General features: G+C 52.6%; 21 protein-coding genes, 7 tRNA genes and 1 pseudogene. 16 read left to right on the top strand and 13 right to left on the bottom strand.

Annotated features, from left to right (window positions below; translation table 11 throughout):
- Positions 1–127 precede the first annotated feature (127 nt).
- The 16 genes from pncC (at position 128) to luxS (ending at position 10,501) form a co-directional block, all read left to right on the top strand.
- A complete protein-coding gene (pncC, locus tag B9P82_RS07695) occupies positions 128–625 on the top strand; it encodes a nicotinamide-nucleotide amidase (RefSeq protein WP_049268545.1) in 498 nt (165 codons plus the stop codon).
- Between the two features lie 92 nt (positions 626–717).
- Entirely contained in the window at positions 718–1,782 is a 1,065-nt protein-coding gene (gene recA, locus B9P82_RS07690) for a recombinase RecA (protein WP_016154166.1), read from the top strand.
- A 69-nt stretch (positions 1,783–1,851) separates the two neighbouring features.
- The gene (recX, locus tag B9P82_RS07685) at positions 1,852–2,352 is read left to right on the top strand and encodes a recombination regulator RecX (RefSeq protein WP_016154165.1); all 501 of its coding nucleotides are present in this window, start codon (positions 1,852–1,854) and stop codon (positions 2,350–2,352) included.
- A gap of 128 nt (positions 2,353–2,480) precedes the next feature.
- Positions 2,481–5,108 (top strand): alanine--tRNA ligase, encoded by a 2,628-nt coding sequence (gene alaS / locus B9P82_RS07680; RefSeq protein WP_016157306.1) that lies wholly within the window; start codon positions 2,481–2,483, stop codon positions 5,106–5,108.
- Between the two features lie 238 nt (positions 5,109–5,346).
- Positions 5,347–5,532, top strand: a complete 186-nt coding sequence (gene csrA / locus B9P82_RS07675) for a carbon storage regulator CsrA (protein ID WP_000906486.1) — start codon at positions 5,347–5,349, stop codon at positions 5,530–5,532.
- A gap of 336 nt (positions 5,533–5,868) precedes the next feature.
- Positions 5,869–5,961, top strand: a tRNA-Ser gene (locus tag B9P82_RS07670).
- Positions 5,962–5,964: 3 nt separating this feature from the next.
- Positions 5,965–6,041: transfer RNA gene (locus B9P82_RS07665), tRNA-Arg, on the top strand.
- A gap of 91 nt (positions 6,042–6,132) precedes the next feature.
- Positions 6,133–6,209: transfer RNA gene (locus B9P82_RS07660), tRNA-Arg, on the top strand.
- 81 nt (positions 6,210–6,290) lie between these two features.
- Positions 6,291–6,367: transfer RNA gene (locus B9P82_RS07655), tRNA-Arg, on the top strand.
- A gap of 192 nt (positions 6,368–6,559) precedes the next feature.
- Positions 6,560–6,636: transfer RNA gene (locus B9P82_RS07650), tRNA-Arg, on the top strand.
- Positions 6,637–6,717: 81 nt separating this feature from the next.
- Positions 6,718–6,794: transfer RNA gene (locus tag B9P82_RS07645), tRNA-Arg, on the top strand.
- 192 nt (positions 6,795–6,986) lie between these two features.
- A tRNA-Arg gene (locus B9P82_RS07640) sits at positions 6,987–7,063 on the top strand.
- Positions 7,064–7,210: 147 nt separating this feature from the next.
- The gene (gene yqaB / locus B9P82_RS07635; RefSeq protein WP_101700155.1) at positions 7,211–7,777 is read left to right on the top strand and encodes a fructose-1-phosphate/6-phosphogluconate phosphatase; all 567 of its coding nucleotides are present in this window, start codon (positions 7,211–7,213) and stop codon (positions 7,775–7,777) included.
- Positions 7,774–8,202 (top strand): YqaA family protein, encoded by a 429-nt coding sequence (locus B9P82_RS07630; protein ID WP_003825961.1) that lies wholly within the window; start codon positions 7,774–7,776, stop codon positions 8,200–8,202. The genes yqaB and B9P82_RS07630 overlap by 4 nt, the downstream gene beginning before the upstream one ends.
- A 77-nt stretch (positions 8,203–8,279) precedes the next feature.
- Entirely contained in the window at positions 8,280–9,836 is a 1,557-nt protein-coding gene (gshA, locus tag B9P82_RS07625; RefSeq protein ID WP_101700154.1) for a glutamate--cysteine ligase, read from the top strand.
- 149 nt (positions 9,837–9,985) lie between these two features.
- Complete coding sequence (gene luxS, locus B9P82_RS07620) at positions 9,986–10,501, top strand: S-ribosylhomocysteine lyase (protein WP_016154160.1); 516 nt, start codon at positions 9,986–9,988, stop codon at positions 10,499–10,501.
- Positions 10,502–10,642: 141 nt separating this feature from the next.
- On the opposite strand, the gene emrB is transcribed toward luxS, so the two are convergent.
- The 13 genes and pseudogenes from emrB to nrdH all read right to left on the bottom strand — a co-directional run bounded on the left by emrB (position 10,643) and on the right by nrdH (position 24,087).
- Positions 10,643–12,181 (bottom strand): multidrug efflux MFS transporter permease subunit EmrB, encoded by a 1,539-nt coding sequence (gene emrB, locus B9P82_RS07615; RefSeq protein WP_016154159.1) that lies wholly within the window; start codon positions 12,179–12,181, stop codon positions 10,643–10,645.
- Positions 12,182–12,197: 16 nt separating this feature from the next.
- On the bottom strand, positions 12,198–13,370 hold the full coding sequence (emrA, locus tag B9P82_RS07610; protein WP_016154158.1) for a multidrug efflux MFS transporter periplasmic adaptor subunit EmrA: 1,173 nt from the start codon (positions 13,368–13,370) through the stop codon (positions 12,198–12,200).
- Positions 13,371–13,500: 130 nt separating this feature from the next.
- Positions 13,501–14,031 (bottom strand): multidrug efflux transporter EmrAB transcriptional repressor EmrR, encoded by a 531-nt coding sequence (gene emrR / locus B9P82_RS07605; protein WP_003037300.1) that lies wholly within the window; start codon positions 14,029–14,031, stop codon positions 13,501–13,503.
- A gap of 90 nt (positions 14,032–14,121) precedes the next feature.
- Positions 14,122–14,457 (bottom strand): L-valine transporter subunit YgaH, encoded by a 336-nt coding sequence (ygaH, locus tag B9P82_RS07600; protein ID WP_016154157.1) that lies wholly within the window; start codon positions 14,455–14,457, stop codon positions 14,122–14,124.
- Entirely contained in the window at positions 14,447–15,184 is a 738-nt protein-coding gene (locus tag B9P82_RS07595; RefSeq protein WP_047358816.1) for an AzlC family ABC transporter permease, read from the bottom strand. Before B9P82_RS07595 ends, ygaH begins: the two co-directional genes overlap by 11 nt.
- Before the next feature lie 122 nt (positions 15,185–15,306).
- On the bottom strand, positions 15,307–16,491 hold the full coding sequence (locus B9P82_RS07590; protein WP_047358817.1) for an MFS transporter: 1,185 nt from the start codon (positions 16,489–16,491) through the stop codon (positions 15,307–15,309).
- Between the two features lie 179 nt (positions 16,492–16,670).
- A complete protein-coding gene (proX, locus tag B9P82_RS07585; RefSeq protein WP_016154154.1) occupies positions 16,671–17,666 on the bottom strand; it encodes a glycine betaine/L-proline ABC transporter substrate-binding protein ProX in 996 nt (331 codons plus the stop codon).
- 68 nt (positions 17,667–17,734) lie between these two features.
- Entirely contained in the window at positions 17,735–18,799 is a 1,065-nt protein-coding gene (gene proW / locus B9P82_RS07580) for a glycine betaine/L-proline ABC transporter permease ProW (RefSeq protein ID WP_016157302.1), read from the bottom strand.
- Positions 18,792–19,994, bottom strand: a complete 1,203-nt coding sequence (gene proV, locus B9P82_RS07575; RefSeq protein ID WP_016157301.1) for a glycine betaine/L-proline ABC transporter ATP-binding protein ProV — start codon at positions 19,992–19,994, stop codon at positions 18,792–18,794. Before proV ends, proW begins: the two co-directional genes overlap by 8 nt.
- Positions 19,995–20,348: 354 nt before the next feature.
- A pseudogene (nrdF, locus tag B9P82_RS07565) lies at positions 20,349–21,307 on the bottom strand (class 1b ribonucleoside-diphosphate reductase subunit beta).
- A 10-nt stretch (positions 21,308–21,317) separates the two neighbouring features.
- Entirely contained in the window at positions 21,318–23,462 is a 2,145-nt protein-coding gene (gene nrdE, locus B9P82_RS07560) for a class 1b ribonucleoside-diphosphate reductase subunit alpha (protein WP_075847555.1), read from the bottom strand.
- A complete protein-coding gene (gene nrdI, locus B9P82_RS07555) occupies positions 23,435–23,845 on the bottom strand; it encodes a class Ib ribonucleoside-diphosphate reductase assembly flavoprotein NrdI (protein ID WP_019077526.1) in 411 nt (136 codons plus the stop codon). Before nrdI ends, nrdE begins: the two co-directional genes overlap by 28 nt.
- On the bottom strand, positions 23,842–24,087 hold the full coding sequence (gene nrdH, locus B9P82_RS07550) for a glutaredoxin-like protein NrdH (protein ID WP_016157297.1): 246 nt from the start codon (positions 24,085–24,087) through the stop codon (positions 23,842–23,844). Before nrdH ends, nrdI begins: the two co-directional genes overlap by 4 nt.
- Positions 24,088–24,215 lie beyond the last annotated feature (128 nt).

Here is a 24,215-nt window from a genome sequence, read left to right as displayed (position 1 = left end):
CCGGTACTCTTTTGAATGCGGTTTATCTATTTTCTGAATGCCCCTCGTAAAATTGTCTCCTCATCCCCATCTTGGTTATGAAAGTGCTATCTTGTCCGGCATATTTTTTTAACTGACAGAGGCTGAAATGACCGACAGTGAACTGATGCAGTTAAGCGAGCAGGTTGGCCTGGCGTTGAAAGCGCGCGGGGCAACCGTGACGACGGCGGAATCCTGCACCGGCGGCTGGGTAGCCAAAGCAATTACGGATATTGCCGGCAGCTCCGCCTGGTTTGAGCGCGGGTTTGTGACCTACAGCAATGAAGCCAAAGCGCAGATGATTGGCGTGCGCGAAGAGACGCTGGTCCAGCATGGGGCGGTGAGCGAACCTGTGGTGGTGGAGATGGCGATTGGCGCGCTAAAAGCGGCCCGCGCGCATTTCGCTGTTTCGATTAGCGGTATTGCGGGGCCAGATGGCGGCAGTGAAGAAAAGCCCGTGGGGACGGTATGGTTCGCTTTTGCCAGCGCGAGCGGCGAGGGGATTACTCGCCGGGAATGCTTCAGCGGCGATCGCGATGCGGTACGTCGACAGGCGACCGCCTACGCGTTACAAAACCTGTGGCAACAATTTCTACAAAACACTTGATACTGTATGAGCATACAGTATAATTGCCCCAACAGAACATTATCTATCACGTTTCGCGGTTTAACCCGAAAGCGGCATGACAGGAGTAATTAATGGCTATCGACGAAAACAAACAGAAAGCGTTGGCGGCAGCGCTGGGTCAGATCGAAAAGCAATTCGGTAAAGGCTCCATCATGCGCCTGGGTGAAGACCGTTCCATGGATGTGGAAACCATCTCCACTGGTTCGCTTTCTCTGGATATCGCATTGGGCGCGGGCGGTTTGCCAATGGGCCGTATCGTTGAAATCTACGGGCCTGAATCTTCCGGTAAAACGACGCTGACCCTGCAGGTTATTGCTGCCGCACAGCGCGAAGGTAAAACCTGTGCGTTCATCGATGCGGAACACGCACTGGATCCCGTCTATGCGCGCAAGCTTGGCGTTGATATCGACAACCTGCTGTGCTCTCAGCCGGATACCGGTGAACAAGCGCTGGAAATCTGTGATGCGCTGGCGCGCTCCGGTGCGGTTGACGTTATCGTTGTCGACTCCGTTGCCGCATTGACGCCGAAGGCAGAAATCGAAGGCGAGATTGGTGACTCTCACATGGGCCTTGCGGCACGTATGATGAGCCAGGCCATGCGTAAGCTGGCCGGTAACCTGAAGCAGTCCAACACGCTACTGATTTTCATTAACCAGATCCGTATGAAGATTGGCGTTATGTTCGGTAACCCGGAAACCACTACCGGTGGTAACGCCCTGAAATTCTATGCTTCTGTTCGCCTGGATATCCGTCGTATTGGCGCGGTGAAAGAAGGCGACAACGTGGTTGGTAGCGAAACCCGTGTTAAGGTCGTGAAAAACAAAATTGCCGCACCGTTCAAACAGGCTGAATTCCAGATTCTTTACGGTGAAGGTATCAACTTCTACGGCGAACTGGTCGATTTGGGCGTGAAAGAGAAGCTGATTGAAAAAGCCGGTGCATGGTACAGCTACAACGGTGAGAAAATTGGTCAGGGTAAAGCGAATGCCACTAACTGGCTGAAGGAAAACCCGGCAACGGCGAAGGAAATTGAGAAGAAAGTACGCGAGTTACTGCTCAATAACCCGGATTCAAAACCAGACTTCTCTGTTGATGACAGCGGTGAAGATGTAAAAGAAACGAACGAAGATTTCTGATAATCTGACGTTATCGCACATAGAAGGGCTGCATACGATGCAGCCCTTTTCCATTTCTGAAGGCTCACTATGACAGAAGCAACTTCCCGCCGCTCCGCTTATTCCCGACTTCTTGACCGCGCTGTACGTATACTGGCGATGCGCGATCACAGCGAGCAGGAACTGCGGCGTAAGCTGGCCGCTCCGGTGATGGGAAAAAATGGACCGGAAGACATTGATGCAACGCCGGAGGATTACGACAAGGTCATCGCCTGGTGTATTGAAAGTCGTTATCTGGATGATGACCGCTTTGTTCAGCAGTTTATCTCCAGCCGTAGCCGTAAAGGTTATGGACCCGCGCGTGTGCGTCAGGAATTAAACCAAAAAGGGATTTCGCGTGAAGCCGTTGAACGAGCCATGCGCGAGTGCGAAATTGACTGGGCAGCACTTGCGCGCGCGCAGGCCATTCGTAAATACGGAGAACCTTTACCTGTAGATTTTTCAGATAAGGTAAAGGTCCAGCGCTTTTTGCTCTACCGTGGCTATCTGATGGAAGATATTCAGGCAATATGGCGAAATTTTGACGATTGAGCGCATACGGGATTTTACTTCCCAGTAAAGAAAACTTATCTTATTCCCACTTTTCGATTGCCAGAGGCGCAGTTTACGTGCCGATGCTGGTAATGACATTTCGTTAGCTTGATTTCTTCAGGATAATTATGAGCAAGAGCACCGCTGAGATCCGTCAGGCGTTTCTCGATTTTTTCCATAGTAAAGGACATCAGGTAGTTGCCAGCAGCTCCCTGGTACCGAACAATGACCCTACTTTGTTGTTTACCAACGCCGGGATGAACCAGTTCAAGGATGTGTTCCTTGGCCTCGACAAGCGTAATTATTCCCGCGCAACCACCTCGCAACGTTGCGTGCGGGCGGGCGGTAAGCACAACGACCTGGAAAACGTCGGTTACACTGCACGTCACCATACTTTCTTCGAAATGCTGGGCAACTTCAGCTTCGGCGATTATTTCAAACATGATGCTATTCAATACGCATGGGAACTGCTGACCGGTGAAAACTGGTTTGCCCTGCCAAAAGAGCGTCTGTGGGTCACCGTCTATGAAACTGACGATGAAGCCTATGAAATCTGGGAAAAAGAAGTCGGCATTCCGCGCGAACGTATCATCCGTATCGGTGATAACAAAGGCGCGGCTTATGCTTCCGACAACTTCTGGCAGATGGGTGATACCGGCCCTTGCGGTCCGTGCACCGAAATTTTCTACGACCATGGCGACCACATTTGGGGTGGCCCTCCGGGAAGCGCAGAAGAAGATGGCGATCGCTACATTGAGATCTGGAACATCGTCTTCATGCAGTTCAACCGTCAGGCTGACGGTACCATGGAACCGCTGCCGAAGCCGTCCGTGGATACCGGTATGGGCCTTGAGCGTATTGCGGCCGTGCTGCAACACGTTAATTCCAACTATGAAATCGACCTGTTCCGTTCACTGATTGAGTCCGTGGCGAAAGTCACCGGCGCGACCGATCTGAGCAACAAGTCGCTGCGCGTTATCGCTGACCATATCCGTTCCTGTGCATTCCTGATTGCCGATGGCGTTGTCCCGTCGAATGAAAACCGTGGTTATGTGCTGCGTCGTATCATTCGTCGCGCGGTACGTCATGGCAACATGCTGGGCGCGAAGGATACCTTCTTCTACAAGCTGGTTGGTCCGCTGGTGGACGTCATGGGCTCCGCAGGTGAAGAACTGAAGCGTCAGCAGGCTATGGTTGAGCAGGTTCTGAAAACCGAAGAAGAGCAGTTTGCGCGTACACTGGAGCGTGGTCTGGCGCTGCTGGATGAAGAACTGGCAAAACTGTCCGGTGATACACTGGATGGCGAAACCGCATTCCGTCTGTATGACACCTACGGTTTCCCGGTTGACCTGACGGCGGACGTTTGCCGCGAGCGCAACATTAAGGTTGACGAAGCAGGCTTTGAAGCTGCAATGGAAGAACAGCGCCGTCGCGCGCGTGAAGCCAGCGGCTTTGGCGCAGACTACAATGCGATGATTCGTGTTGATGGCGCCTCTGAATTTAAAGGCTACGAACATCTGGAACTGAACGGCAAAGTGACCGCGCTGTTTGTTGATGGTAAAGCGGTAGACGCAATTAACGCAGGTCAGGACGCAGTTGTCGTACTGGATCAGACTCCGTTCTATGCGGAATCTGGTGGTCAGGTTGGCGACAAGGGTGAACTGAAAGGCGCAGGCTTCGCGTTTGCCGTGAGCGACACGCAGAAATATGGCCAGGCCATTGGTCACATCGGTAAGCTGTCTGCGGGTTCTCTGAAAATTGGCGATGCAGTACAGGCTGATGTTGATGAAGCTCGTCGTGCGCGCATTCGCTTGAACCACTCCGCAACGCACCTGATGCACGCGGCGCTGCGCCAGGTACTGGGCACGCATGTGGCACAGAAAGGCTCATTGGTTAACGATAAAGTGCTGCGCTTCGACTTCTCTCATACTGAAGCTATGAAGCCTGCTGAAATCCGTGCCGTTGAAGATCTGGTTAATGCGCAAATTCGTCGCAATCTGCCGATTGAAACGAACATCATGGATCTCGAAGCGGCGAAAGCCAAAGGCGCAATGGCGCTGTTTGGCGAGAAATATGACGACCACGTGCGTGTTCTGAGCATGGGTGATTTCTCTACCGAACTGTGTGGTGGTACTCATGCCAGCCGTACGGGTGATATCGGTCTGTTCCGTATTGTGTCTGAGTCAGGCACTGCGGCGGGCGTTCGTCGTATCGAAGCTGTGACCGGTGAAGGCGCTATCCAAACCGTGCATGCTGAGAGCGATCGCTTAAGCGATATTGCGCAGCTGCTGAAAGGCGATAGCCAGAATATTGGTGACAAAGTTCGTTCCGTGCTGGAGCGTACGCGTCAACTCGAAAAAGAATTGCAGCAATTGAAGGAACAGGCTGCGGCGCAGGAGAGTGCAAATCTCTCCAGCAAAGCGGTTGATATCAATGGCGTGAAGCTGCTGGTCAGCGAACTCGCGGACGTTGAGCCGAAAATGTTGCGTACCATGGTTGATGATCTGAAAAATCAACTGGGGTCTACCGTTATCGTTCTGGCAACGGTAGTGGAAGGTAAGGTTTCTCTGATTGCGGGTGTGTCTAAGGACGTGACAGATCGCGTGAAAGCAGGGGAACTGGTTGGAATGGTCGCTCAGCAGGTAGGCGGTAAGGGTGGTGGTCGTCCGGACATGGCGCAAGCCGGTGGTACGGATGCTGCGGCTCTGCCAGCAGCGTTAGCCAGTGTGAAAGGCTGGGTCAGCGCAAAACTGTAATAATTATAAGCGTAAGTCGACGCTGCGGACTTCAATCCGCAGCGTTTGTATCAACGCTATCGACAACGATAAAGTCAGGTTGAAGTTGTGTATATCGGCTAAACTTAGGTTTAACAGAATGTGATGCCGTGACTGCTTACACTTAGGTGTTTGTCATCGCTTACTTTTTGGCGTTATATGATGGATAATGCCGGGATACAGAGAGACCCGACTCTTTTAATCTTTCAAGGAGCAAAGAATGCTGATTCTGACTCGTCGAGTTGGTGAGACCCTCATGATAGGCGATGAGGTCACCGTGACAGTTTTAGGGGTGAAGGGCAACCAGGTGCGCATTGGCGTAAACGCCCCGAAAGAAGTTTCTGTCCATCGTGAAGAGATCTACCAGCGTATCCAGGCTGAAAAATCCCAGCAGTCCAGTTACTAAGGTTTTCGCGTCTCACCTTTCTGGTGAGGCGCAACCTGATTGAATTATCCCTTTTCTTCTCTTTTCTTCTTCGTCTTCCTCATTTTTTCGATTCTCATCCGCGTATTGCCTTTCCCTGCGATTTTTCCGTTTGTTCATTGCCTCAGGAAATTGCCAATTTATCTGTTGATAAAACACTCTTTTTGCCGTTTTTGCAGACTAATTGCGCGTGAAATGTGCAAACGATAAAAGCGCTGGAAAAATTGTTTGACTTATAAGTCCCAGAAAGTAATATGTGCGCCACGCAGCGACGATGAGCAGAAACAAGTTCTTCGAAGCACTCGCAAGAGGCGTGTTGGTGAGGTGGCCGAGAGGCTGAAGGCGCTCCCCTGCTAAGGGAGTATGCGGTCAAAAGCTGCATCCGGGGTTCGAATCCCCGCCTCACCGCCATTTGCATCCGTAGCTCAGCTGGATAGAGTACTCGGCTACGAACCGAGCGGTCGGAGGTTCGAATCCTCCCGGATGCACCATCTTCTCTGCAATAGCGCATTAGCGTTGTTACAGAAAATCGATATCACTTTAGCAGCGATATCAAATCTGCAGTAAGTAAGTTTCCCTGATGCATCCGTAGCTCAGCTGGATAGAGTACTCGGCTACGAACCGAGCGGTCGGAGGTTCGAATCCTCCCGGATGCACCATCTTCTCCGAGATAACAGCAAAACTGTTGTTTCATGGTCTGCGAGATAATCGCGAGCACCAGGGAGGATAACGTTGCTTNTGCATCCGTAGCTCAGCTGGATAGAGTACTCGGCTACGAACCGAGCGGTCGGAGGTTCGAATCCTCCCGGATGCACCATCTTCTCCGAGATAACAGCAAAACTGTTGTTTCATGGTCTGCGAGATAATCGCGAGCACCAGGGAGGATAACGTTGCTTCAGCAACGGCCCACAGGGCGAGGCGCAGCCGAGTAATCCTCCCGGATGCACCATCTCTTACTTGATATCGCTCATTACGATATCAATATCGGCAGTAAAGCAAGTTTCCCGATGCATCCGTAGCTCAGCTGGATAGAGTACTCGGCTACGAACCGAGCGGTCGGAGGTTCGAATCCTCCCGGATGCACCATCTTCTCCGAGATAACAGCAAAACTGTTGTTTCATGGTCTGCGAGATAATCGCGAGCACCAGGGAGGATAACGTTGCTTNTGCATCCGTAGCTCAGCTGGATAGAGTACTCGGCTACGAACCGAGCGGTCGGAGGTTCGAATCCTCCCGGATGCACCATCTTCTCCGAGATAACAGCAAAACTGTTGTTTCATGGTCTGCGAGATAATCGCGAGCACCAGGGAGGATAACGTTGCTTAAGCAACGGCCCGCAGGGCGAGGCGCAGCCGAGTAATCCTCCCGGATGCACCATCTTACTTGATAGCGCTTTAGCAGCGACATCAAGTCTGCAGTAAAGCAAGTTTCCCTGATGCATCCGTAGCTCAGCTGGATAGAGTACTCGGCTACGAACCGAGCGGTCGGAGGTTCGAATCCTCCCGGATGCACCATCTTCTCCGAGATAACTCCCGGATGCACCATCTTCTCTCCTTTGAATCATTCCACATACTCCCGGAACACCCCTTAATTCGCTGTCAGCGACAAAATCAATCAATTACGATAAAATAACGTCTGGTCATTCGGCTTGTGAGAAGACGATGTACGAACGTTATGCGGGTTTGATTTTTGATATGGATGGCACCATCCTGGATACCGAGCCAACGCACCGTAAGGCGTGGCATGAGGTATTGGGGCATTATGGATTACGTTTTGATGAACAAGCCATGGTCGCCCTCAATGGCTCCCCAACGTGGCGTATTGCCCAGTCGGTAATTGAATTGAATCATGCCGATCTTGACCCTCATGCCTTGGCGCGTGAAAAAACCGACAACGTGAGAAGCATGCTGCTGGATAGCGTCCAGCCTTTGCCATTGGTTGACGTCGTGAAAGCCTGGCATGGTCGTCGTCATATGTCGGTAGGTACGGGGAGTGAAAGCGCGATTGCGGAAGCTCTGCTCGCACACCTTGGGCTGCGTCGCTATTTTGATGCTGTAGTCGCAGCCGATCACGTACAACACCATAAACCTGCTCCTGATACGTTTTTGCTCTGTGCCGAACGTATGGGTGTTGCTCCGGCGCGCTGTGTCGTATTTGAAGATGCCGATTTTGGGCTGCAGGCGGCGCGTGCCGCAGGAATGGACGCGGTGGATGTCCGGTTATTGTGAGTGATGGACTATCGCTCCTGTCACTGTTTGCCAGCAGTTTTCTCAGCGCTACGCTATTACCCGGCAATTCTGAAGTTGTTTTAGTTGCTTTGCTGGTCTCTGGGGTAAGTCATCCCTGGGTCTTAGTCTTAACAGCAACAATGGGTAATAGCCTTGGAGGGTTAACTAACGTTATCCTTGGGCGTTTCTTTCCATTGCGTAAAACATCGCGCTGGCAAGAAAAAGCCACTGGCTGGCTGCGGCGCTATGGCGCTGTCACACTATTATTAAGCTGGATGCCGGTTGTGGGTGATTTACTGTGCCTGTTAGCTGGATGGATGCGCATCTCGTGGGGTCCAGTACTTTTTTTCTTATGCCTTGGCAAGGCGCTGCGCTATGTAGTTGTCGCAGCGGTTACGACGCAAGGCATTATGTGGTGGCACTAATTGTGTTGTGAGATAGCCTTCAGGGTAACCAATACCATTATGCTAATTAAAACGATTTTGACAGGCGGGAGGTCAATTTGATCCCGGACGTATCACAGGCGCTGGCCTGGCTGGAAAACCATCCTCAGGCGTTAAAGGGGATTCAACGTGGGCTGGAGCGCGAAACGCTGCGCGTTAATGCAGATGGGTCATTAGCAACGACAGGCCATCCTGAGGTGTTAGGCTCAGCGCTAACGCATAAATGGATAACCACTGACTTTGCCGAAGCGCTGCTGGAGTTTATTACGCCTCCAGGCGACGACATTGAGAAAATGCTCACGTTCATGCGCGACCTGCATCGGTATACCGCCAGAAATCTGGGCGACGAGCGTATGTGGCCGTTGAGCATGCCTTGCTATATTGCCGAAGGCCAGGATATCGAACTGGCGCAGTACGGTACGTCGAATACCGGTCGTCTGAAAACGCTGTACCGCGAAGGCCTCAAAAACCGTTACGGCGCGTTGATGCAGACTATCTCCGGCGTACACTACAATTTCTCATTGCCGATGGCTTTCTGGCAGGCGAAATGTGGCGTAACGGGCGGCGAAGATGCTAAAGAGAAGATCTCCGCGGGTTACTTCCGTCTGATCCGCAACTACTACCGTTTTGGTTGGGTGATCCCGTATCTGTTTGGCGCCTCTCCGGCCATTTGTTCCTCTTTCCTGCAAGGAAAACCGACAACCCTGCCGTTTGAAAAAACCGACTGTGGGATGTATTACCTGCCGTATGCGACGTCGCTGCGTCTGAGTGATTTGGGCTATACCAATAAGTCGCAAAGCAATCTCGGAATTACGTTTAACGATTTGCATGAGTATGTGGCAGGATTAAAGCGCGCGATTAAAACCCCTTCCGAGGAGTACGCGGCGATCGGTCTGGAGAAGGACGGTAAGCGTCTGCAAATCAACAGCAACGTTCTGCAGATTGAAAATGAGCTGTATGCGCCTATTCGCCCGAAACGCGTCACTCGTCGTGGCGAAACGCCTTCTGACGCGCTTCTGCGTGGCGGTATTGAGTACATCGAAGTTCGTTCACTGGATATCAACCCGTTCTCACCGATCGGCGTGGACGAGCAGCAGGTGCGTTTCCTCGATCTGTTTATGGTCTGGTGTGCGCTGGCCGATGCCCCGGAAATGAGCAGCGATGAATTGCTGTGTACGCGTAAAAACTGGAATCGTGTGATTCTCGAAGGTCGTAAGCCTGGGCTGACGTTAGGTATTGGCTGTGAAACAGCCCAGTTCCCGCTGCCTAAGGTAGGGAAAGATCTGTTCCGTGATCTGAAACGCGTGGCACAAACGCTGGACAGCATCGATGGGGGAGAGGAGTATCAAAAGGTCTGTGATGAACTGGTTGCCTGTTTTGACAACCCAGAACTGACTTTCTCTGCCCGCATCCTACGGTCTATGATTGATGAAGGCATTGGCGGCACGGGTAAAGCGCTGGGTGAGGCTTACCGAAATCTGCTGCGTGAAGAGCCGTTAGAAATATTGCAGGAAGCGGAATTTATTGCTGAAACCGAGGCTTCAAAGCGTCGTCAGCAGGAGATCGAAGCGGCTGATACTGAGCCGTTTAGCGTGTGGCTGGAAAAGCACGCTTGATACAAAAGAAAAAGGCCACTCGGGAGTGGCCAAAATTTCATCTCTGAAAACAGGGATGATGATAACAAATGCGCGTCTTTCATATACTCAGACTCGCCCCGGAACAAAGAGTTCAGATTATTTTCAAAAAATTTATCGGAGGTGGCTAAATGCCGTTGTTAGATAGTTTTACTGTCGATCACACCCGGATGGAAGCTCCCGCGGTCCGGGTTGCAAAAACGATGAACACCCCGCATGGCGACGCAATCACCGTGTTTGATCTGCGTTTCTGCATTCCGAACAAAGAAGTGATGCCTGAGAAAGGTATCCACACGCTGGAACACCTGTTTGCAGGTTTTATGCGTAACCATCTCAACGGCAACGGCGTGGAGATTATCGATATCTCTCCGATGGGATGCCGCACTGGCTTTTACATGAGCCTGATTGGTACGCCAGACGAGCAGCGTGTTGCCGACGCGTGGAAAGCGGCGATGGCGGACGTGCTGAAAGTGCAGGATCAAAACCAGATCCCGGAGCTGAACGTTTACCAGTGTGGCACGTATCAGATGCACTCTCTTAGCGAAGCACAGGATATCGCACGTCATATTCTGGAGCATGATGTACGCGTTAACAGCAATGAAGAGCTGGCGCTGCCGAAAGAGAAACTGCAGGAACTGCATATTTAGTCATACTGATTAGTTGTTCCAGTATTTAAATTAACCTCGGCTTATAACCGGGGTTTTTTATTGCCTCCCGTAAACCATCTCCCTGGGAGGTGGTTTACGGGGCAATAAAAAAGGGATCCGCAGATCCCTTTTATCAGATATTTAGTGCGCGCCGCCGCCGCCGCCGCCCGCACCGAAGGGTGGCTTGGCAAACCACACCAGGCCAAGCAAGACCAGGAAGATCCCCGCCGACATCCAGAAGATTTCGTTGGCGGAAATAATCAGCCCCTGATTGGTGATCTGCTGGGCTATCCAGCCTGACGCCTGCTGGTGCGTCATCCCTAAATCCTGCAGCTTATCGTACATTGCCTGCGCGTTTGGATTGTAGGGATTAACGGATTCCGTTAACTGCGCATGGTGAAGTGACTCACGGTTAGTCCACATCGTCGTCGTAATTGATGTACCAATAGAGCCGGCCAGCGTTCGCGTAAAGTTCGACAAACTTGATGCCGCGGCCAGACGCTCAGGTGGTAAGCCGGACAGCGTGATAGTCGTCAGCGGCATAAAGAAGCAGGCTACCGCGAAACCCTGAATAAACTGTGGCCAGGCCGATGCGCCAAAGTCCATACCTGGTTCGAACGTCCACGCACGCCAGTAGAAACAGACGGCGTACATAATAAAACTGAACGTGACTAACCGACGCATATCAAGCTTGTGCGCGAAGCGGCCGATAATCGGCGATAAGATCACCGGAATCACCCCAACCGGCGCTGACGCCAGACCGGCCCAGGTTGCCGTATAGCCGTATACCTCCTGCAACAGCTGCGGCAGCAGGACGATTGCGCCGAAGTAGAGCATATAGGCCAGACTGATACACAGACAGCCGATGGTAAAGTTGCGCGACTTAAACAGTGAGAGGTCGACAATGGGGTGCTCGTCGGTAAGCTCCCAGACGATCAGGAAGCTGATGGCGACAACGGCGACCACCGTCAGGATGATAATCTCCTGAGAGGCGAACCAGTCCAGCTCTTTGCCGCGGTCGAGCATAATCTGCAAACTGCCGATACCAATGACCAGCAGGGCCAGACCAATGGCATCGATGCGCCGCTGCTCGGTTTTGGTTTCCCGACCGCGCAGGGTTTGCAGAGTCATCAATACCACCGCAGCACCGATTGGCACGTTGATGAAAAATATCCAGCCCCAGTGATAGTTGTCGCTGATATAGCCCCCAAGAATAGGGCCACATATCGGGGCAACAATCACCGTCATCGACCATAGCGCCAGAGCGATGGAACGTTTGGCGGGAGGATAGTTATTCAGCAACAAGCTTTGTGACAGCGGAATTAATGGACCGGCGACAATCCCCTGGATTACGCGGAAGAAAATCAGCATGTTCAGGCTGGTGGACATCCCGCATGCCCATGACGCAATGACGAAGGCGATAGTTGACCACATGAATAGCCTTACTTCGCCAAAACGCTTTGCCAGCCAGCCGGTGATCGGAATCGAGATAGCGTTCGCCACCCCGAATGAGGTGATCACCCAGGTTCCCTGGCTCAGTGAAGAGCCGAGGTTCCCGGCGATAGTGGGGATCGCCACGTTAGCAATGGTGGAGTCCAGCACCTGCATGAATGTCGCCAGGGACAGCGCGATCGTCATAATGACGAGCTGCGCGCCTTCCAGCGGTTTTTGCTGTTGCATCACACGCACCTTTGAATTAGCCCGCGTTGGCCTGCACGATCTCTTCGATCATCTTATTGACCGGAGCAAGGTTGATTTCCCGTGCATTACTTTCTGATACCGGCGTGGTGCGAACCTGGCTTGCCAGAATTTGTCCGTCACGATTTGAGGTATCTACCGTAACCAGCGTAGATAAACCGATACGCAGCGGATGCTGCGCCAGCTGCTGTGCATCCAGTTCAATACGCACCGGCAGACGCTGGACGACTTTGATCCAGTTACCCGTCGCGTTTTGTGCTGGCAGCAGGGAAAAGGCGCTGCCCGTACCCATATCCAGCCCGACAACCTTACCGGTATATTTCACGTCATCGCCGTAAATATCGCTGATAACGGTCGCCGGTTGACCGATACGCATGTGCGCGAGCTGTGTTTCTTTGAAGTTGGCATCCACCCACAGGTTTGTGGCTGGAACGACCGCCATCAGCGGCGTGGTCGGGCTAATTTGCGCTCCCGGCTGCACGGAACGACGGGAAACATAGCCAGTCATTGGGCTGACGATTCTGGTTCGTTCCAGCGCCAGCCAGGCATTGCGCACTTCAGTGGCAGCCTGTTGCACGGCGGGCTGGTCTTCCAGCTTACTGCCGAGAATCATCGCCTGGTTGGCATTATATTGTTGGATAGCCACATCAAGCTGAGCCTGAGCGCTGGCGACGGCATCACGCGCATGTTGCAGCTCTTCGCGGCCAATCAGGTTGGCGTTGCCCAGCGGGACACGGCGATTAAAGTCGCTTTGTGCCTGCGCCAGCGCGGTTCTCTGCACTTCAATGCTTGCCTGTAACTGCTTGCTGTTGATCATCAACTGGTGCGTCTGACGCACGCTGGAAGCCAGCGCAGTTTTGGCTTTTTCAAATGCCTGCTTTGCGTCCGTCTGGTCGAGGGTGACCAGCACATCGCCTTGTTTTACAAAGTCAGTGTTATCAGCCCAGACTTTCGTCACGCTGCCTGATACCTGCGCCATGATTTGAACCTGGTTCCCTGCCACGTACGCATCGTCTGTCTCTTCGACATGACGCAGTACTAAAAACCAATAAATCCCATATGCCACGGCAATAATAATAAAGAGCAAGGTCAGAAGGAGCAGCATACTTTTACGTTTGCCATTCTTCTTGACCGGTTGCTGCGGGGTTTGAGTCTCCGCATTTACGCTCATGTTGTTCTCCACGATCTTCTTTTTTTTCACATCGGCTGAGCCGACCTGTTTATCAGACAGGCCAGCAGTATGCGTGCTGGCCTGTCGGTTTTTTCATTTATAAATCTGGATTTCTGAGCGAGTCGGCGCGTTAGCGCAACGCTTCTAATACCGCGCCATCTTGTTCCATCTGGTCAAGACGGGTCAGAAGTTTACGGGTAATTTGCTCAAGCTGATCTTTTTCGGTGGTGCTGAGAGATGACCAAAGCTGATGCAGGCAGTTATGCTGAGGCGGTAACACCTCTTGCAAAAATGCGTGGCCTTTCTCGGTCAATTGCAGATGCAGACAGCGGCGATCGTTATCGCTTTCGCGACGTTCGATCCAGCCACGTTTTTCTAACTCATCCGCAATGCGGGTTGCGTTAGTGCGTGACGAGCCAAGCGCGCAACTCAGTTCAGAAGGCTGAATACTGTGGTTTTCCTGAGACTCCAGCGTAATCAACGCCATAAACAATGTCTCGTTAATCCCTTGAGCTTTCAGCATCTTATTGCGGTTTTCCAGCAGCTTGCCCTGCATGTGCATGCATAGACGAGTCAGAAGCACTTCCTGATAAGGGAACTCTTCGTAGCGGCTGGCGCGAAATTTTAGCATTTGTTCAATGGGCGTAAACGAACTATCCATTTGGGTATAACCTCATTAATTTCAGCCGATATAGTAACGACAGTGACAAATAAAGTAAATGTATTATTTATTTAAAATGATTGTTTTTATCTATAAGACAATCAGCATTTTCCAGGCTAATCCATAGCCCAGAGCACTCAGTAAGGTTGGAATGATGATGCTGCGGGTCTTATAGAAGCTTGCGCCCAGTATGACAAACCCCACCAGCGTAGGCACGAACCGACGAGAATCGTGCATCACTTCTGGCGCGGTAGACACCACCAACAGGGCGCAAATTGATGCAATGCCAATGGTGTCGAGTAATATGCCCGTCGCGCCGCGCTTCGTCGGGCGAACATTCCCCACTCCAAGACGGAGCGGCAAATAACGAAAACAATAGTTAACGCAGCCGACCAACAGGCCAAGCAGCAGGACCTCATAGCTCATCGGGACCTCCCTGCCAAAATGACTGGATAAGAGCCGTCAGACATCCGCAGACAATGCCTGCAAGGATGGCGGCAGGAATGGAAAACAGCATGACGCCAGCCAGCGCGCCGGTCAGTGCTGCAGTCACGCAGAGTGCTTGTTGACGCTGGAAAGAGGCGAGCAGGAAGCTCATGAACAGCGCCGGGAGCATGAAGCCCAACGCCGCTTCAACTGCCGGGTAATCCTTGAGTAAACCACTGCCGGAAAACGCGCCGATCACCGTGCCAAACACCCAGGAGGCCCAGGAGCATAGCGCAATGCCGATCATCCAGTTTTCACTCCAGCGCCGGTTATCCCGTACCAGCTTCGCCGTGGCGGCGGCAAAGACTTCATCGGTGAGGCCAAAGGCCCACAGCGCGCTTTTGGGTTTGCTCAGTCGCTGGGCGATTCGGCTACGCAGGGAAGGTCCGTACAAAACATGGCGTACATCCATGGCCATGACGGTCAGTGCGGCGACCCACAAAGAACTGCCTGCGGCGAGCATTGTGGTGATGACAAACTGGCTGGCTCCCGCATAGATAATGCAGGAGAAAAACACGCTTTCAACCGGAGTAAAGCCAAGGCGAGTGGCATTGAGACCAAATGCAAAAGCGACCGGAATATAGCTGATGACTATTGGCAGGCTGTCTTTGAATCCTTCAGTTAGCGTCGCAGAACTGGGTTCAGACTGGGATATCGGGCTTTCCATAGGGTTATAGGTTTCATTACCGAAATTAATATAACTTGGTTCAATGAGTTATAACCTTAGCAGACTGATGGGCTCCTTAACACCCTGCGGAGCCCAATCAGCGGTAAACATACGCTATATGCTTAATTTACGGCTTCCTGACGGTGATATCCTCGCCACCAGACCAACAGGTTGAGTAGGGCAACGGTCGTACCGGCCAGACAAACGCCAGCCCAACCGGCATGCTGCCAGGCGGAGGCCGAAATCAGCGAACCTGCCGCCCCGCCAATAAAATAGCTGGTCATGTATCCGGCGGTCAGGCGATTACGCGCGTCCGGATGAATGCGATAGATAACCGTCTGGTTGGTGATATGCACACCCTGAACGGTGAGGTCCAGGACCAGGATACCGATAATCAGCATTGGCACGGAACTATGCCCTAACCAGATAGCCCACCAGGAGAGCAGCAGTAATAACAGACCTGTGGTCGTGGTGAGATGTGATTTTCCCTTATCGGCAAAACCACCTGCCGGACGCGCGCCTAACGCCCCTGCGGCCCCTGCCAGGCCAAACAGCCCGATCGTTCCTTCGGAGTAGTTAAACGGCGGCGCGGCGAGCAAAAACGCCATAGAGGTCCAGAGAATACTGAAATTGGCAAAGGTCAGGCAGCCCAACATCGCGCGGGTACGCAGCAATTTATCATGGATAAACAGGCTGAATACGGAGCCTAACAGTTGTGGATAGTTGAGATGAGTATCTGATTTCATCTTCGGCAGACCGCGCCACAGCGCAATCGCCATCAGCGCCATTAATATCGATGCGACCCAAAATACGGTGCGCCAGCCGCCAAGATTGGCCAGTAATCCCGCCACGGTGCGCGCCAGCAGGATACCCAGCAGCAGGCCGCTCATAATGGTGCCGACAACTTTACCGCGCTTATCCGGCGTGGCAAGCGTCGCCGCCAGCGGAACCAGAATCTGTGCCACTACCGAGAACAACCCGGTCAGGGCGGTGCCGAGGATCAGCATGCCCAGCGACTGGCTGCTGGCGGTAATAAGCATGCCGCCTGCCGCTAACAGCGTCATGGAGACGATCAGCATCCGACGTTCAAACATATCGCCAAGCGGTACTAAAAACAGCAGGCCGGCGGCATAGCCGAGCTGGGCCGCGGTGACGATAAAGCCAGCGGTACTGGCCGATAGCGAAAAGTTACGTGCGATGGTGTCGAGCAGCGGCTGCGCGTAATAGTTACTGGCGACGGCGAGGCCGGTGGCGATAGACATTAACAGGATCAGCGAAGGGCTAAGTCCCTGAGTGGTTTTCGTCATGGTTTTCAACTGAAAAATGGGTTGCAGAAAACAATCATAACGTAAGTGATTAAATGTTGCTGATTTGTTGGGTGATGGATTGTGCGGTTGGGAGGAGGGCGTGTAGGCCGGATAAGGCGCATCGCGCCACCATCCGGCATTGGTGTGATGGCGCTACGCTTATCAGACCTACGAGGGGGTTATTTCTGCGCAGCCAGCGCTTCTTTCACCCAGCCATCAAACTGTTGCTGGTGGGCTTTGATCCAGCCGTCAACGTGACCCTGTACGTCGGCTTCAGATGCTTTCCCGTCGTGCATCATCGCGTTCTGCGCGTTGATGTCCGCCAGCGGCAGCTTCATGACGGCAAACAGTTTCGCCGCAGCCGGGTTTTTCTCCGCCCAGGCTTTGTTGGCGACGATATGCATAGTGTTCACCGGGAAGCCGTAGTTGGCGCCGTTTGGCAGCTTGGTATCAATGTCTTTCTGCTCGCCTGGCAGGGAAGAGAACGGTACTTGCAGCCAGACCACATCTTTACCCGGTTTCATTACGTCGCTCACCCAGTACGGTGTCCAGGTGTAGTAAAGAATGGGTTTGCCTTCTTTAAAGCGGGTAATAGTGTCAGCCATCATCGCCGCATAGTTACCGTGGCTGACCTCGACGGTTTTTTCCAGATCGAAGGCTTTGTTCTGGTGGTTGATCACCGCTTCGCAGCCCCAGCCCGGCGAGCAGCCCATCATGTCTGCTTTTCCGTCGCCGTTGGTGTCAAAGATTTTGGCGATCTTCGGATCTTTTAACTGGGCAATGTTGGTGATTTTATACTGCTCAGCGGTTTTTTTATCGATCAGATAACCTTGCGCGGCACCCGTAACGAATACCCCCTCGCGATAGAACTTTTTGTCTCCGCCCGCTGCGGCATACATATCATCATGCAGCGGCTGCCAGTTCACAGCGGTAAAAGTTGCATCGCCAGAGGCAATGGAGGTATAGCCGACGTTGTAGTCAACTTCGCTTGTTTTGTTAACGGTATAACCCAGTTTCTCCAGCGCACGGGCGACCAGTTGCGTCTGGAAGGATTCTTCAGAGATAGTGCTCTGGATTGGCTGTACAGTGATGCCTTTGCCTGGCAGATCGGCAGCGAAAGTGCTGGTGGAGACAAGGGTGGCAAACGCTGTGGCAATAATGACGTTCTGTCGCATCGTTGTTCCTTAATTATTGGAGGGACGTATAGGCCCGGTAAGCAATGCACCACCGGGCAACGGGTGAATTACTTCGTGAATGGGCGAGTGATAAGCCCAACGGGACCGGTGGTGTACCAGCGACGGTTGCCACGGCTACGGGCGTCGCGACCGACAGCCTGCGTCAGGCGGTCGAGAATGATGGCGAGGATCACGATCCCAACCCCGCCGACGGTGGCAAGCCCCATATCCAGACGACCAATTCCGCGCAGAACCATCTGACCCAGTCCGCCGACGGCGATCATCGACGCGATGACGACCATTGAGAGCGCCAGCATCAGCGTCTGGTTGACCCCGGCCATAATGGTAGGCATCGCCAGCGGGAGCTGGACTTTAAACAGCATCTGACGCGGGCTGGCGCCAAATGAGCGCGAGGCTTCAATCAAGTCGGCTGGCACCTGGTTAATCCCCAGAATGGTCAGACGCACGATTGGCGGCAGGGCGAAGATAATCGTCACCACCACGCCCGGGACGTTACCAATACCAAACAGCATGACGATCGGCACCAGATAGACGAACGCCGGTGTGGTTTGCATGGCGTCCAGCAGCGGACGAACAATTTTTGCCGCCCGTGGACTGCGCGCCAACCAGATCCCCATCGGCAGACCGATCACCACGCAGAACAGCAGCGCGGTTAGTACCAGCGCCAGGGTGATCATGGCCTGCGACCACGCGCCGATGGCCCCGATTGCAATCAATGAAATCAGCGTAGCAACGCCCATTCCAACGCCGGAAATCTGCCAGGCAATCAGAGCGAACAGGATAATCGCCACCGGGGCAGGCATACCCAACAGAAGCTGCTGGAAGCCGTTGAGAATATAATCCACCGGGACTCGAATGCCCTGGAAGACCGGACGGAAATGGGTAACGACCCAGTCGATCCCTTCTGTGACCCAGCTATCCAGCGGGATCAGCGTTTTATGGAACGGATCCATAATATTGAAATGCTCTGGCGCCGGCGCGGGTGCGCTGGTCAGCCAGTCTGCGCCACCGCCGTCAGCTGGCGCGCCTGATGGCGTACTCCAGGCATCGGCGGTTTGTGCGGCACTGTCGGCCGCTGGTGTGGTATCCCACGGATTGGTTTGATCAGCCATTGTTTGCCCCCTCACGATCTAAAGCCTGTAACAGCATGCGTTTTGAAATAATGCCCACATACTGCTGTTCCTCATCAACAACCGGCACCGCGCACGGGGCCTGGCCGACATGAGAAAGCAACTCGCTGAGAGGAGTTTGCGCATCCACGGCTAACGGCTCATCGATCAATGCCGCTTCAATACCTTGCGCCTGACTTAATGCTGTTTTTAAAGAGTCGATAGAGACAACGCCGACGAATTTATTGCCGCGCTCGATCACGTAACCATATTCGCGATCTTTGTCCTGCAATAATTGCAGCGCTGAACGTGGACCGACCCCGGGCGTTTTACGAATTAAACCTTCAGGGCTACGACGTGAAATATCTTTGGCACTAAAGACCTGGCTAATATCAACGCCGCGGAAGAAGGTGCGTACATAATCATTGGCCGGATTATTCAGGATTTCATCTGGCGTGCCGACCTGGACCACTTCACCGTTTTGCATAATGGCAATTCTGTCGCCAATACGCATAGCTTCGTCGAGATCGTGGGAAATAAAGACCACGGTACGTTGATGTTTCGCCTGTAGTTTTACCAGTTCATCCTGCATCTCGGTACGAATTAACGGATCGAGGGCAGAAAAGGCCTCATCCATTAATAAGATGTCAGGGTTTATGGCTAATGCACGGGCGAGGCCCACACGCTGGCGCATCCCTCCGGAAAGTTCATCCGGGTATCCGTGAGCATAATTCTCCAGACCAACCTGACGCAGCGCATCTAACGCTTTTTCACGACGTTCATCCGCGCCAACACCGGCTAATTCCATGCCGAATGCCGTATTGTCCAGGACCGTCATGTGCGGCATCAGGGCAAAGGACTGGAAAACCATCGCAATCTTTTTTCTGCGCACCTCGCGAAGCTCTGCATCGGATATCCGGGCGATGTCTACGCCGTCAATCAATACTTGCCCGCGGGTGGGTTCAATCAGGCGATTGAGAAGGCGTACCATTGTGGATTTACCCGAACCGGATAATCCCATGATGACAAATATCTCGCCTTCTTCAATGGCCAGACTGGCGTTCTTAACGCCAAGCGATAGCCCTGTTTTATCCAGAATCTGCTCTTTTGAAAGTCCTTTTTCAATATATTTGAAGGCTCTCTGCGGATGCTCTCCAAATATCTTATAGAGATTTTTAACTTCTAATTTAATTGCCATGCAATAGAATGATTCCTGTTATTTGTTTATATCGATATATTACCTGATGGAAATAGTGACCTTTTTCTACCCTAACATACTGAGAATCTGAGACAACCCTGAATTTGTTTGTGGCACGAATATTGCTGAAGGCCATGTGGCGGGACTTCCCGTGATATAAGGGCTGAGCGCGAATGTGAATGGGGTAATATTTTTTGTAAATGGCAATGAAAAGTCGCCTGAATTGCTGAAATGCAGGCGAATAATGCGGCTGATATTGAGTGTAGATCACACAATTATATTTGCACGACAAAAGTGTGATCCTGTTAAAATATTTCCGCGAAAAATGTACGGTATTTCCCGCGGAAATGAGTGCTAGAAATTCCAGTCGTCGTCTTCGGTTTCGACAGCTTTTCCCATCACGTATGATGAGCCGGAACCTGAGAAGAAATCGTGGTTTTCGTCAGCGTTGGGCGACAGCGCAGCAAGGATTGCCGGGTTAACCTCCGCCATTTCTGGCGGGAATAATGCCTCATACCCCAAATTCATTAATGCCTTATTGGCGTTGTAGCAAAGGAAGGCTTTGACGTCATCCACCCAGCCGGTTTCTGCATACAATTCTTCCGTATAACGCGCTTCGTTATCATACAATTCCATCAGCAGGTCGAGGGCAAAATTCTTTAACTCCTCGCGTGCGGATTCAGAAATGTGCTCCAGACCTTTTTGATATTTATAACCAATGTAATACCCGTGAACGGCTTCATCACGAATGATCAGACGAATGAGATCGGCGGTATTGGTCAGTTTTCCGCGGCTGGAGAAATACATTGGCAACCAGAAGCCGGAATAGAACAGGAAGGATTCCAGAAACACGCTGGCAATTTTTTTCTTCAACGGTTCGTCGCTGGCGTAATGTGTCAAAATGATCTGTGCCTTGCGCTGGAGTGGGGTATTTTCTTCACTCCACGCGTAAGCCGCATCCACGTCTTTGGTCTGGCAAAGAGTGGAGAAAATTGAGCTGTACGAACGGGCGTGCACCGCTTCCATAAAGCTGATATTCGATAGCACCGCCTCTTCATGCGGCGTTAACGAATCGGCCATCAATGCTGGCGCACCGGCTATGTTCTGAATAGTGTCGAGCAGCGTCAGCCCGGTAAAAACGCGGATAGTTAGCTGCTGTTCGGCGGCGTTCAACGTTTGCCAGGCCGGGATATCGTTGGAGAGCGGGACCTTTTCCGGTAGCAGAAGTTACTGGTCAGGCGATTCCAAACCTCGAGATCTTTATCATCCTCAATCTTGTTCCAGTTGATGGCACTTACGCGCGATAATGTCATGTTGTCCTCCTTACAGCGCGCATGACACGCAACCTTCGATTTCGGTTCCTTCCAGCGCCAACTGGCGTAGTCGGATGTAGTACAGCGATTTGATGCCCTTACGCCAGGCGTAAATCTGCGCTTTGTTGATATCGCGAGTAGTGGCGGTATCGGGGAAAAAGAGCGTCAGTGAAAGCCCCTGATCGACATGCCGCGTTGCTTCAGCGTAGGTATCAATGATTTTTTGTGGACCAATCTCGTAGGCATCCTGATACAAGGCCAGATTCTCATTGGTCATAAACGGGGCAGGGTAGTAAACGCGCCCGGTTTTGCCCTCTTTGCGAATCTCCACTTTTGACACGATCGGGTGAATGCTTGATGTCGCATGGTTGATGTAGGAGATAGAACCCGTTGGCGGAACCGCTTGTAAATTCTGGTTATAAATGCCGTAGCGCATGACATCTTCACGCAGCTGCGACCACATTTCGCGCGTTGGCAGCGTAATGCCGCTGGTGGCAAACAGTGTGCGAACCTTGGCGGTTTTTGGCTGCCAGTCGCCCTGCAGATACTGGTTAAAATACTCACCGCTGGCGTAGCGGGACTGCCTGAATCCGGCAAAGGTTTTGCCGCGTTCCCGGGCGAGCTTCATCGACGTATTCAGCGCATGCCAGGTGATGGTGTAGAAATAGAGATTGGTGAAATCCAGCCCTTCAGGTGAGCCGTAGGCGATACCTTCCCGTGCCAGATACCCGTGCAGGTTCATCTGCCCAAGACCGATAGCGTGCGATGCGCTGTTCCCGGCCTCAATTGAGGGTACGCTGCGGATATGGCTCATGTCCGAAACGGCCGTTAAACCGCGAACCGCCGTTTCCACAGTGCGCCCAAAGTCTGGCGAATCCATGGTATGAGCGATATTCAACGAGCCGAGGTTGCAGGATATATCGTGCCCTGTTTGTGCGTAATTGAGGTTTTCATCGTAGGTGGAAGCGCTGTTAACCTGCAAAATCTCCGAGCACAGGTTGCTCATATTGATACGACCGGCAATCGGATTGGCGCGATTCACCGTGTCTTCAAACATGATGTAAGGGTAGCCGGACTCGAACTGGATCTCGGCCAGCCGCTGGAAGAAATCGCGGGCGTTAATGTATTTTTTGCGCACTCGTTTGTCGGCAACCAGTTCGTCATACCGTTCAGTTACGGCGATATCACCGAATGGTTTGCCGTAAATTCGTTCCACGTCATACGGTGAAAACAGCGCCATTTGGGCATTTTCTTTGGCTAACTGGAAGGTGACATCCGGGATCACCACACCAAGCGAGAGCGTTTTGATACGGATTTTCTCGTCGGCGTTTTCACGTTTGGTATCGAGAAAACGCAAAATATCCGGATGATGCGCGTGCAGATACACCGCGCCCGCACCCTGACGCGCCCCTAATTGATTCGCATAAGAAAACGCATCCTCCAGCATTTTCATTACCGGGATCACCCCAGAGGACTGGTTCTCAATGCGCTTAATGGGCGCACCCGCCTCACGCAGGTTAGAGAGCAAAAATGCCACGCCGCCGCCGCGTTTGGAGAGTTGCAGCGCCGAGTTGACCGCCCGTCCAATTGACTCCATGTTGTCTTCAATGCGTAACAGGAAGCAGGAAACCAGCTCGCCGCGTTGCTGTTTACCGCAGTTTAAAAAGGTTGGCGTGGCGGGTTGAAAACGCCCGGAGAGCATTTCATCGGTCAGTTGCAGAGCGAGCGCTTCATCGCCCTGCGCCAGCGTGAGCGCCACCATCGTTACGCGATCCTCAAAGTCTTCGAGATAGCGCTTCCCGTCGAACGTTTTCAGCGTATAGCTGGTGTAGAACTTCCATGCGCCGAGGAACGTCTGGAAACGGAATCCGCTGGCGTGGGCGTGGGCGAATAGCTTCAGCACAAACGCGCGATCGTAGCGGGCTAACACGCTGGCATCGTAATAGCCTTCATCCACCAACGTGTCCAGACGCGCCTGCTGGCTGGCAAACGCCACCGAGTTGGGGCGGACGTGGGCGGTAAAGAATGCCTCCACCGCCTGATGGTCTTTGTCGAACTGAATGCGCCCGGCCTTATCGTACAGATTCAGCATGGCGTTCAGGGCGTGATAATCCAGCGTCTGCTGTTCTACACGTTCTGTGGTTGTCGTTGCCAAAATTCGCTCACTCCTTTTTGCACGTTGTCGATATCGCTTTGGGTGCCCATCAGCTCAAAGCGATAGAGCCACGGCACGCCGCATTTTTGTGAGATGACATCACCCGCGCGACCGTAGGCGTCCCCGAAATTGCGATTGCCGGAGGCGATCACTCCACGGATTAACGCCCGGTTGTGCGTATCGTTTAAAAAGCGGATCACCTGTCTCGGGACCGCGCCAGCTGTACCGCCGCCACCGTAGGAGGGCACGATTAAAATGTAAGGTTCGTCTACCCGGATCCGCTCGCGTTCGTTAAGCGGAATGCGGATGGCAGGCAGCCTCAGACGCTGCATGAAGCGGTGCGTATTTTCGGAGCTGCTGGAAAAGTAGACGAGCTGACTCATGCGCTGGCCACTTGAGGAGCCGGGCGCAGACGGTTGATCATGTCCGGGCGAAATCCTGACCAACTGGTTTCCCCTGCGACCACGACTGGTAACTGACGAAAGCCTTGATCGCGCAGGCGATCAGCCATATCGGGGTGTAAATCGACGTTTACCATCTCAAAGTCAAACCCGCGGCTTTCCATCGCCCGCTTAGTAGCGTGGCACTGAACACAGTTGTTACGAGTGTAAATAACAATGCGCATGATTCGTATTTCCATCTAAAAGTAAAAGAATGACGCGATAGAGGGCGTCAGGTTGTGTGTGTCTTGATAGAGGAGATACTAGATGTAGTTTTAAAAAGATTCAACCATACAAGATATGGTAATTTTAG

This window comes from Citrobacter sp. L55 (assembly GCF_002850715.1).
In the GTDB taxonomy this organism is placed as follows: Bacteria; Pseudomonadota; Gammaproteobacteria; order Enterobacterales; family Enterobacteriaceae; genus Citrobacter; species Citrobacter braakii.
Note: the sequence above shows the minus strand (reverse complement) of the source record. Positions and strands in the feature narration are given on the sequence as shown.